Raw genomic sequence first — 10,559 nt, forward strand, 5'->3', positions numbered from 1 at the left:
GATTATCGATGATTTAATGTATATGGCCATGGACCAGAGAGAAGCAAACTTATTCTTTCACTTGATTAATCATTTGTACGAACGAAGTTCGATCATCCTGACTTCAAATAAAAGTCCAGATGAGTGGGGTAATTTAATTGGGGACCAAGGGATTACAACAGCTATTTTAGATCGCTTACTTCATCGTGTGGAAGTCATCCATGGAGGTGAAAACGAGGAAAGTCATCGCATGAAAAACCGGAAAAGCATTTTTTCAGCAGAAGTGTAAAAAGGAAACGAGCAAAAAGTGTAAAATTCAACTTGACGTCTACACGGCTTTTTCTTGATTAGTTCTTATATACTTTTTTTGGGAAACAAACGTTAAATATCAAGTTTACGGGTACCGATCCATTTCACCATTTCAGGATCCCTATGAGAAAAGAATAAACTCTCTTTCGTGTCTAACGTAGCGATTTGGTCCATATCCTCTTGACCTAATTCAAAGTCAAAGATATTGAAGTTTTCGATGATTCTTTCCTTGCGAACAGACTTCGGAATCGCAACGACTCCTCTTTGTGTCAACCATCGCAAGATTATCTGTGCAACGGATTTATTATGTTTTTCAGCAATTGATACTAAAATTTCATTTTGGAACATGTTATTTTTTCCTTCAGCAAATGGTCCCCAAGACTGTATTTGCACATTATTCTCTTTCATGAATTGAGCACTTTCTATTTGCTGGTTGAAAGGATGCGTTTCAACCTGGTTAACAGCAGGAATCACTTCATTATGAATGATTAAATCAATTAAGCGATCTGGATGGAAGTTACTCACTCCGATAGCCTTGATTTTACCTTCCCGATACAATTCCTCCATCGCACGCCAAGAACCGTATACATCACCAAATGGCTGATGAATTAAATATAAGTCCAAATAATCCAATTGCAGTCTTTCCAGTGATTTTTCAAATGCTTTCTTTGTGCTTTCATAACCCGCATCCTGAACCCAGAGTTTTGTCGTAATAAACAATTCCTCTCTTGGCACACCACTCCGCTTGATTGCTCTGCCGACTGCTTCTTCATTTAGATAAGAGGCAGCCGTATCGATTAGACGATAGCCTGCCATAATAGCATCATAAACGGCTTGTTCACATTCATTTTCATCTTGAATCTGAAAAACACCAAAGCCTAGTAGAGGCATCTCAACACCATTGTTTAAAATTATTTTTTGCATAAAAAATTCCTCCTGTATTTTAAATAATCGGAACATCATACTTACAATAAACGAAATTTTTTCGTGTTAAATTATCTCTCTTGATGTGTAGGACGAATAAGCATTTCATTAATCGCTACATCTGATGGCTGTTCAATAGCAAAAGCAATCGCACGAGCAATACTCTCAGCGTCGATGGCACCTTTATAGATTTCCTCAATTCCAGGTTTCAAGTCCATATCTGTGATTGATTCTATTAGTTCACTCGTAACGGCTCCTGGTGAGATAATAGTTGTGCGGATATTGTTGTTATATTCTTCTTTACGTAAACCTTCCGTAATCGCACGCACCGCAAACTTTGTTCCCGCGTAGACCGTACTTCCAGCTCCAACAACATGTCCAGCTACTGAAGACAAATTAATAACATGTCCTGATTTTTGTTCTCTCATGGATGGAAGCACAGCCGCAATCCCATAAAGTACGCCTTTAATATTGACGTCAATCATCTTATTCCAGTCTTCCACTCTTTTCTTAAATAGAAATGAATGTGGCATAACACCCGCATTATTCACTAATACATCAATTTTTCCAAACTCTTGAAGTGCATAATCAGCTAGCTCTTCCATTTGTTCATGCGACGTTACATCGGTTACTTTATAAATCGCTTTTCCACCATTTTTTTCGATTTCTTTCTGTAACTGTTGTAAACGATCTTCACGACGAGCTGCCAATACTAACTTTGCCCCCTTAGAAGCAAGTTCTTTAGCTGTCGCCTCTCCAATCCCACTGGAAGCACCTGTAATAATCACAACTTTATCCCTTGTATTAGATATCATTTTTATCTATCCTTTCTTAAATAAAAGGTACATTTATTGATTCAGATAATTTGTGAAAAGCAAATCATCTGCTGAATCTATATTCTAAAATCTCACTGCTCTGCACTTGAGAGCGCACGACTGCGTCTAAATAAAAACACCCCAATCAGTAGAGCAATCACCACTGATGTAGCTCCAACCCAACTGATCTCTAGTACCGATGACCTTCCCGCAACAATACCTCCAATTCCAGCACCTGCAGCAAATCCGAGTTGCACGAAGGAACTGTTGAGGCTAAGCACGATACCAGAAGCTTCTGGAGTCAGCGAGACCAGGTTAAAGTTCTGGGTAGGCCCGAATGTCCAAGCAGCAATCTCCCAAATTATGAGTAAAGGAAGGGTAATCATTACCCATCCAAAGCCAGAGACAGTAGACAGTAAGACTAGAGAGATGATATGGATAGCCATGGAGCCGACCAGTGTGCGGACGATGCCGATGCGGTCTGCTAATAAGCCACCTACCTTAGAGCCAATCAAACTCGCAATCCCCATTGCTAAGAGAATCATACTTAATTTTTCTTTCATAGTTGGAATAACGGCTGTCAGAAACGGAGTGATATACGTATTGAGCATCGAATAGCTAATAAATACAAAGAAGGTTACAGCAAGGGTGAGTGAGACCCTTGGATTCTTCAAGAGAGCAAGACGCTTGCCCAAAGAAACAGATGCTTCGCCTTCCATAACCGGAATGGTCCTTGTAACGACAAAGATAGCTAGTAGACTGAAGAGTCCGATGCCCCAGAAGATGACCTTCCAATCATAAGACGAAGCAATCATACGACCGAGAGGAACGCCGAAGACAAGAGAAGAGCTATAGCCCATGGCGACATTGGCCATCGCTCCCCCCTGACGTCCAGGAGCTGCCAGCTTTGCAGCTATACCATAGGCGGTGACAACAAAAACTCCTGTTCCCACCCCGAGTAGGATGCGAGAGGCCATCAGCAAACCAAAGCCTGGAAGAGCAATTACCCCAATGACACCGAGTAATATGATGGCGAGAGCTAGTAACAATTGCTTACGCTGATCCATCTTTGAGGTTGCTACCATGACAAGGGGCGTACCAATCGCGTTACCAAGAGCAAATACAGTAATGAGTTGCCCTGCTGTTGCTACCGATACACCTACAGAAGCAGCTACTTTATCCAGAGTACCTACAATAACAAATTGTGAAGTGCCGACCACGAAACTAATAAGAGTCAGCATGTAAATTTTCCATGTATTGTTCATTCTGTTCTACCCACTTCTTTATCTATGATGTAATAATGTTCTTATTAAATTACTTAGTAAAAATCCCCCTCAAACTGCTATATTATAACCATAACTTATTTCCATACAACCAGCCTGTTAGAAGAAAACTTGGGATTACTTCTTCGCAATCTACGCTCTTGCATGATTGATCTTCCCTTCTTTGTAATAATATCGCTTTAAATGGTTACATTATTTATCCACATCCTTATTATGCAACAAACGAAAAAGTGACCGGTATCCCATTCTTCTCAAATGATTGCCTAATCCTCTCATAACCATTTACGTAGAAAGTGAATTAGCTTTATAATGGGACCATCGCGGACGAAGAAAATAAAGGAGGATTTTATGTTTGAACAATTATACAGACAAAGAGTTGAGCTCGCTAAAATCATAGAGAGTCACACAGGACGGGACGGATCTCAAATGACTGCTATTCCGTCTTTATTTTTCTCCCGTTATTCTAATGATACTGGACCACATTACGGAGTTCACAAGCCTTCCTTATGCATTGTCGTTCAAGGGATGAAGGAGGTATTGCTTTCACAGGAGCGCTTCAGGTACGGTCCTGCCGATTACCTTGTTGCATCCGTTAACCTGCCAATTACCGGACAAGTCACGGAAGCCTCTTCCGAAGTTCCTTATCTTGCTCTCAAACTTGAATTTACACCGAGTGAAATATTAGAGGTGTTACGTGAATTCCAAATGGGAGTTGACAAGAAGGAAAATGCTAAACGAGGTATGTATGTCAGCAAAATAGAGCCATCTTTGCTAGACGCGGTAACAAGATTAGCTCGTTTGCTAGATACTCCGAAAGACATCAAGGTACTTGCTCCTCTAATCGTGAAAGAAATCATCTATAGGGTTCTGCAAGGAGAACATGGGGGTATGCTGAAGCAAATAGCAATAGAAGGAAGTTCTACCCATCAAATCAGTGACGTGATTGAACATATCATGAATAACTATGAAAAGCCTTTTAAGATTGAGGAACTTGCAGAAATAGCAAATATGAGTGTTTCTTCACTTCATCGGCACTTCAAAGAGGTAACCGCGATGAGCCCAATTCAATTCCAAAAACAACTGAGACTTCAAGAAGCCCGAAGCCTGTTATTATCCGAATCAGCAGATGCAGCAGATGTTGCATTCCGGGTAGGCTATGAAAGTCCATCACAATTCAGCCGTGAATATTCGCGCATGTTTGGTTTACCACCAAAAGAAGATATAAAGCGCCTGAGGGAGCAATATGACCAAACGGTAAAAGCTTGATTCCCCTTCACGGAGGTTCATTCTATATACTAAAATATAGTGGCAGCTACACTTTAAATATATAAAAAAGTGCATTAATCCGTAATTAGATTAATGCACTTTTTTACTCTGCAATTTAACTCTTTTTGTAAGACATAGCTTTATCCTGCTTCCGAACAAATTTCAGAACATAATGAGTCCCACTGATATATATTCCCATGATAGCTAAATGATCTATTAAAAATCCCATGGGGGACTCTTCAAAGCTCCACCCAAATGGATTATATATGGTTAACTTAGAAAGCATATCTCTCTCGGAGGAAGTCTGCATACCATAGACAACAATCAAGATCGCTATGATACGCAATGCGATCGTGCGGACACGGCTGGTGCTGGTAATCCCCGTCATGTTTCTTACTGCATTGATAATTGTTCCCCAGGACATTCCTATATGCACAGCCATGAAGATAAATCCCCAATATGAAGTCATAACATGTATCTGCAAGAGAATCGCGTCATTGTTTATAGGAATAAAAGGAAATATGTCACGGGAAATTGGCACAGAACTTATCATCACCACAGCCATAGATACAAGAAAAAGCAGATTGACCACTATGCTCAGAATACGTACTACATTGTGCTTTCCCTTAAAAATTGTCTTATACCACCGTCGATTTAAAAAATTGTGGGCAATAAACAACAAAAACAATATAACTCCTACCAGTTCATGGATTGTATTTCCAGTAATCTGGTAAGCCACTGCAACTAACATCAGAACTGTCATAGAAAGATCAATAACCAGCCTGATCAACATATTTCGTTTCAAGAAGTTCTCCTCTTTCTAATTTAATTAATACCTGGATTGGTTTCCGTCGGGACGTTTTATTGGTGAATATATCCATATCCCGTTTAAATGCTAAGAAATCCCTTATGTCTCCTGATTAAAATGAGTCATCAAAAGAACCTTCTGGATAATCCCTGCTTTTTCTTCATCTTCCATGAAGCTATTTCCATGTAAAATATCCCGCGAGTCCTCTAGATTATCAGCTACCGCTTTTACCTTCCAGTGATTTGTGGTGACACCTGCGATCTGGGATTCTGTACTGCTGTCCTTTGATCCTGTAAAATCTTCAAAATCATAACTCTTCATTTCATCCAACGTGTTCACAAAGTCATCCCGTTCCTTATTCGCATGGCAGGTAAAACAGCGACCGATATCTTCCTCGTAATCCAACGACCTGTCTCCATTGAATTCCTGGTATTGCCAATCTCCATTACGTGGTGTCCCTTGCGGAGTTTGGTCGCCCCAACCAGTGCGCTTTTCCATCACGAAGATTTCATCAAGCTCTTCATCCCTATAGATTTCGAGAGTGATTACGGTGCCGTCAGGAATCGTCTCCCCGTTCTGCACTGCTTCGATTGCTTCCCGGCTCGTATAGAGTTCCTCTCTGACATTTCCTCGATGCACAGTCGTGTAGTTCACACCCTTATCGTAGTTCTCAGGGAATTTGACAAGTTCACGGTCATACCCAGATGGCTCCTGCTGTGAGGTGTCACCCGATGGCTCCTGTTGGGGAACCTCATTTGTGTCATTATTGTTGTTGCAAGCAGTAAGAGTAAGGGACATCACCAATGCAAGGGATGGAAATAATAGTTTTTTCATATTGTTTTCCTCCTACAATTTTTCGTATTTGTATTGATTCGTTAGAGTCAAAATTGTATAAGATTCTGGGATATGGTGCTGTTTTTATGGTAATAAATACTGATTTACCAGAGGTAATGACTATTATTATTGGGGACTAGCTGCTTATGTTCTTTTCATCAAGTGTACACTGTTTAGAACTTTGGGTTTTATTTTTCAACAGAATAATAGTTATAGAAAAAGTAGAGGCTTTTTTATTATGCAGCAAATGAAAAAACGACCGATATCCTATTCCTCTCAAATGGTTGCCTAATCCTACCACAATAAAAATTAAAGTTATACGACTGTTTATTTTCATAAAATCACAAATAGCTTCGTATAGAATTATTTACTAGAATGGAATGACTTAACTGCTATATGTCATAACGGTACCAGTGGGATATTATTGGTGAAGAATCTATTGTCATCCCCTATGAAAAACAGCGTCAATTTATAGAGGAAGAAGAGAATGACAGAGGGCAAAGAAGATTTAATCAGGGGTATAAACATTTAAAATGAGTTACTCAACTAAATGGCCCTTTAATGAAATATCATAACTGTTGTTTTAACCACTTTATTTTAAATTAAAGAACTTTATTTTAACTTATCAGCTATCATTTTAAGATAACTTTTTTTATTACTTATAATGCAAAATAGCGATTAAAATTGATGCAAAATAACGTCTAAAGTGACACAAGGTATAGGAGTGTTCATTATAAGTTGTTCAATAAAGAGGTGTAAAATGAATGATTTTTGGTTATGCGAGGGTTAGCTCTGCTGATCAAAATTTAGATCGTCAGCTGAAGGAACTTGAAGCCTTTGGTTGCGAGAAAATCTATACAGAAAAGCAATCAGGTAAAGATTTTTCCCGTGCAGTGTATCGAGAAATGCGTTCAAAAATGCGCTTCGGTGATGTGCTAGTTGTTCATGATTTAAGCCGATTCGGACGCAATAAGCAAGAAATTCGTAATGAGTGGAAGAAAATCATGGATGAAGAGATTGATATTGTGGTATTAAATATGCCTATTCTTGATACTCGAAAATACAAAGAGTTAGAGGGTGTAGGGCAGCTCGTATCTGATTTAGTTTTAACTCTTCTTTCATGGACGGTTGAAGAGGAACGAAATCGAATTAGAACCGCGCAGCGTGAAGGAATTGCCATTGCAAAAGAGCGTGGAGCTTTTAAAGGAAAGCCTAAAAAGTATCATGCTGGAGCAAAAGGAAAAGATCGTCTTATTTATAATGAGATTGTTCGCTTGTTAAAACAAAATGAGTCCGTCATGAATATTCATCGTGAAACAGGGATTTCCAGAAATACTATTTATGGGATTAAAAAAGAATTAGAACGAAGCGAATAGGGGTGCTACCGACATTTTGCTTGTTAATTCCCTTGTAGGCTTAATCTCTGCAATCGTTGGTTGCATTTTTTAAACAAATTGCCATGTGTTTTCTAAGGAATTTATGCAGCTGCCGGGCTTCTTCAGAAGCCAAAAACGTTGATTTATAGGCGTTGTATAAAATCATGCATAAACGATCATTTCAGACATGCTGAAACCCCTTGGGCACCAAGGGGTTTTGTGTTTCGGAACTTCCGAAAATTAGCATTATGTTAACTAGATTTGTATAAAGTATTCATTTTTTCCTTAGAAACCTTGTTCAATTAAAGGGCCATATTCTTGAATAACGGATTACCCCTGTAATCTCTACATATAAACCTTTGCGGAAATAATAAAATCCTTTTTTGTTAGAGGACATTAGAACCTTCCTGGTGTTAATGTCCTCTATCCTTTTTTATCGAACATCAGAAAACCGTTGCTAAAAAATATTTACTATATTCCTTGACAGGAATATTCCTTTTAAGGTATATTCAATTCATGAAAACAACTTTGAATGCTCTTGCTGAGCCCAACCGACTACACATTGTTGAACTCTTACGTGACGGCCCTCTCACGGTAGGGGAGATTGCCGATCGACTTGGGCTCAAACAGCCACAAGCTTCCAAACATCTTCGTGTACTAAGTAATGCAGGGCTCGTCGAGGTGAATGCAATCGCCAATCGACGGATCTACAAGCTGAGGGCTGAGCCGTTCAAAGAGCTTGATTCCTGGTTAGAGTCCTACCGCCACATTTGGAACGAGAGATTTGACCGCTTGGACGATTACCTGCAGGACCTACAAAGAAAGGATGTGAACCGTGACGACAAGTAGTAGTCCTGCCAAAGATTTAAAAAAAAACGATATTGGAGGAATGAGGTCATGGCAAACCTTTTAACGTCTGTAGAAGATCGGAAATTTATTAGGAATGACCAAACCAAAGAAGGAAATAATGTATCTCTGAAGAAAATAACAATAGGATACTGGTTTTTTACGGGGCTTTTGATAGCATTAATGCTTTTAGGTTCTATTCCTGATATAATGTCCGCCCCTGAAGCAGTTGTTTTATTTAAACATTTAGGGTACCCTGCATACCTTCTTCCCTTTATTGGCGTTGCCAAATTGTTAGGTGTAATTGCTATACTGATGCCTGGCTTTCCGCGAATTAAGGAATGGGCTTATGCCGGATTTGTCATCGATTTGACGGGTGCCATGTATTCAACTATAGCAGTAGGCGACCCTTGGGTATTTTTCATTATCGGGTACATTTTGATTGCAGGGTCCTATGTTTTTTACCATAAAAAACGAAATGCCGTTTCATTTAGTCAATCGAAATAACTTAACAAAAATTTTGGGGAGGAATGGAAATGTCCAACAACACTATGATTTCGAGGGTAGAGAACGATCGGGTACTCGTGCTGGAGCGTATTTTCGACGCGCCCCGCGACCTCGTGTTCAAGATGTTTAAAGAGCCCGAGCATCTCAAACACTGGTGGGGTCCCAAAGGGTGGGAGCTTCCTGTCTGCAACGTCGATTTCCGACCGGGCGGCGTATGGCATTACTGCATGAAGTGTGTGGATCAAAATCAAGGTGAATATTACGGTATGGAATCTTGGGGCAAAGGGGTTTATAAGGAGATCATCGAGCCGGAGAAGATCGTCTATGTCGATTTCTTTTCGGATGCCGAGGGTAATACGAATGACGACATGCCATCGACTAATGTTACATTGGAATTCATCGATCTGGGCGGAAAGACGAAGCTGATCAACCGTGGTGAATATGCGTCGGCGGAGGGCCTCAAGACCGTTATGGACATGGGCATGCTGCAAGGAATCACCGAAACTTGGGACCGCCTAGAAGAGGTTCTTCAGCAGCTGAAATAAGAAAATCACGCAGTTCAGTAAAGAAACCTGTACCTATAGGAAGGATTAGGAGCATCGAATAAATATGCCTTCTGGTAGGGTATTTAACTTTGCCGATAATGAAGAAAATTACTTGAGTGAATTAGATATAATTACGCTTAATGGACGATTTCGGAACAGCAGTCGCTCTTTTTTTCTGAAGTAGCAGTTTAGTTAAAGGGAATAAAATTGACATGGTATTCTTGCCAGTAATTTTAACAGGAGGTAATAAAAATGGCATTCACATCCAAAAATATCTTTATCAATTTACCGGTAAAAGACTTGAACAAGTCCACCAACTTTTTCAAGGAGCTAGGTTTTGAGTTCAACCCACAATTCTCCGATGAGACCACATCTTGTTTGATCATCAGTGACAATATCTATGCCTTGATAATGATTGAAGAACGTTTCAAAGGGTTTAGTAAGAAGGAAATTGTGGATACCACTACTTCTTCCGAAGCGATTTTCTGCTTATCAGCTGAAAGCCGGGATCAAGTGGATGAGTTAGTAAATAAGGCATTATCATCTGGTGGTAAATCTTATAGTGACCATCAAGATCATGGATTTATGTATATATGGGGGTTTCAGGATTTAGACGGTCATATATGGGAAGTTGCTTATATGAATGAAAGTGCAATTAATCAGGAATAAACTTTAAGGTTTAGAGTTAGTTTATTCAGCTTTAATATTCTAAGGATGATGTCTTAAAGGGTATCATCCTTTTATTTATCTTTTATCAGATTAGAATTATGTGAAGTAATGTACTGATATGAACGAAACTGTCAATGCTCCCTACACAAATTGATTTTGGTTTCAGTTTATGGGTAACTCTAAGAAGAGAAGCGTTTTTCGGCTTCTTTGCTTATTAGTTGGGGTTCAGTCTTTTTCAAGGCTAAGGAATCTCCTTCTCAGCTTACTGACTCCTCCTCAATCTCCAAATTGGCTGTCAAGTGATTTCCTTGACAGGTAATTTGGAGATTGAGATACTTTTTAAAGCTGAGAATGAATAAATTTCTCCTTTCATTTTGATATAAAAAGTTAAGCACACG

11 protein-coding genes and 1 pseudogene are annotated in these 10,559 nt (G+C 39.4%); 7 read left to right on the top strand and 5 right to left on the bottom strand.

All coding sequences use genetic code 11. The annotated features are described in order from the left end of the window. Nucleotides 1-268: pseudogene (gene istB, locus L634_RS0126900) on the top strand (IS21-like element IS643 family helper ATPase IstB); the annotation flags it as partial. 92 nt (nt 269-360) lie between these two features. On the opposite strand, the gene L634_RS0126905 reads toward istB, so the two are convergent. The 3 genes from L634_RS0126905 to L634_RS31870 form a co-directional block, all read right to left on the bottom strand. Further along, on the bottom strand, nt 361-1,212 hold the full coding sequence (locus L634_RS0126905) for an aldo/keto reductase (protein ID WP_026585081.1): 852 nt from the start codon (nt 1,210-1,212) through the stop codon (nt 361-363). Nucleotides 1,213-1,283: 71 nt separating this feature from the next. After that, complete coding sequence (locus tag L634_RS0126910; protein WP_026585082.1) at nt 1,284-2,024, bottom strand: SDR family oxidoreductase; 741 nt, start codon at nt 2,022-2,024, stop codon at nt 1,284-1,286. Between the two features lie 95 nt (nt 2,025-2,119). Next, on the bottom strand, nt 2,120-3,292 hold the full coding sequence (locus tag L634_RS31870) for an MFS transporter (RefSeq protein WP_034263325.1): 1,173 nt from the start codon (nt 3,290-3,292) through the stop codon (nt 2,120-2,122). A gap of 366 nt (nt 3,293-3,658) precedes the next feature. On the opposite strand from L634_RS31870, the gene L634_RS0126920 reads away from it, so the two are divergent. Continuing rightward, a complete protein-coding gene (locus tag L634_RS0126920) occupies nt 3,659-4,576 on the top strand; it encodes an AraC family transcriptional regulator (protein ID WP_026585083.1) in 918 nt (305 codons plus the stop codon). Nucleotides 4,577-4,691: 115 nt separating this feature from the next. Here the strand turns inward: L634_RS0126920 and L634_RS0126925 are convergent, their stop codons facing one another. Together L634_RS0126925 and L634_RS32335 are read right to left on the bottom strand one after the other, a co-directional pair. Further along, on the bottom strand, nt 4,692-5,381 hold the full coding sequence (locus tag L634_RS0126925; RefSeq protein WP_026585084.1) for a DUF4405 domain-containing protein: 690 nt from the start codon (nt 5,379-5,381) through the stop codon (nt 4,692-4,694). A gap of 102 nt (nt 5,382-5,483) precedes the next feature. Beyond that, complete coding sequence (locus tag L634_RS32335; RefSeq protein WP_051428428.1) at nt 5,484-6,218, bottom strand: cytochrome P460 family protein; 735 nt, start codon at nt 6,216-6,218, stop codon at nt 5,484-5,486. Nucleotides 6,219-6,982: 764 nt separating this feature from the next. Here L634_RS32335 and L634_RS0126935 point away from each other — a divergent pair. From L634_RS0126935 to L634_RS0126955, 5 genes are all read left to right on the top strand, one after another. Next, nucleotides 6,983-7,594, top strand: coding sequence for a recombinase family protein (locus tag L634_RS0126935; protein WP_026585085.1), 612 nt, complete (start codon nt 6,983-6,985; stop codon nt 7,592-7,594). Nucleotides 7,595-8,110: 516 nt separating this feature from the next. Then, nucleotides 8,111-8,443: an ArsR/SmtB family transcription factor gene (locus tag L634_RS0126940; protein ID WP_026585086.1), complete on the top strand. Its 333-nt coding sequence runs from the start codon at nt 8,111-8,113 to the stop codon at nt 8,441-8,443. 48 nt (nt 8,444-8,491) lie between these two features. Beyond that, the gene (locus tag L634_RS0126945) at nt 8,492-8,947 is read left to right on the top strand and encodes a DoxX family protein (protein ID WP_198029838.1); all 456 of its coding nucleotides are present in this window, start codon (nt 8,492-8,494) and stop codon (nt 8,945-8,947) included. 29 nt (nt 8,948-8,976) lie between these two features. Further along, nucleotides 8,977-9,492 carry an SRPBCC domain-containing protein gene (locus L634_RS0126950; RefSeq protein WP_026585088.1) on the top strand — a complete coding sequence of 172 codons (516 nt, stop codon included), beginning with the start codon at nt 8,977-8,979 and terminating at the stop codon, nt 9,490-9,492. Nucleotides 9,493-9,744: 252 nt separating this feature from the next. Beyond that, complete coding sequence (locus tag L634_RS0126955) at nt 9,745-10,161, top strand: VOC family protein (protein ID WP_026585089.1); 417 nt, start codon at nt 9,745-9,747, stop codon at nt 10,159-10,161. Nucleotides 10,162-10,559 lie beyond the last annotated feature (398 nt).

The organism is Bacillus sp. J33 (genome assembly GCF_000518885.1).
In the GTDB taxonomy this organism is placed as follows: domain Bacteria; phylum Bacillota; class Bacilli; order Bacillales; family Cytobacillaceae; genus Cytobacillus.

What these genes read in the sequence shown, in the direction of transcription:
- L634_RS0126905 (WP_026585081.1), bottom strand. Translation starts at nt 1,212, where the DNA reads ATGCAAAAAATAATTTTAAACAATGGTGTTGAGATGCCTCTACTAGGC.
- L634_RS31870 (WP_034263325.1), bottom strand. Translation starts at nt 3,292, where the DNA reads ATGAACAATACATGGAAAATTTACATGCTGACTCTTATTAGTTTCGTG.
- L634_RS0126920 (WP_026585083.1), top strand. Translation starts at nt 3,659, where the DNA reads ATGTTTGAACAATTATACAGACAAAGAGTTGAGCTCGCTAAAATCATA.
- L634_RS32335 (WP_051428428.1), bottom strand. Translation starts at nt 6,218, where the DNA reads ATGAAAAAACTATTATTTCCATCCCTTGCATTGGTGATGTCCCTTACT.
- L634_RS0126935 (WP_026585085.1), top strand. Translation starts at nt 6,983, where the DNA reads ATGATTTTTGGTTATGCGAGGGTTAGCTCTGCTGATCAAAATTTAGAT.
- L634_RS0126940 (WP_026585086.1), top strand. Translation starts at nt 8,111, where the DNA reads ATGAAAACAACTTTGAATGCTCTTGCTGAGCCCAACCGACTACACATT.
- L634_RS0126945 (WP_198029838.1), top strand. Translation starts at nt 8,492, where the DNA reads ATGGCAAACCTTTTAACGTCTGTAGAAGATCGGAAATTTATTAGGAAT.
- L634_RS0126950 (WP_026585088.1), top strand. Translation starts at nt 8,977, where the DNA reads ATGTCCAACAACACTATGATTTCGAGGGTAGAGAACGATCGGGTACTC.
- L634_RS0126955 (WP_026585089.1), top strand. Translation starts at nt 9,745, where the DNA reads ATGGCATTCACATCCAAAAATATCTTTATCAATTTACCGGTAAAAGAC.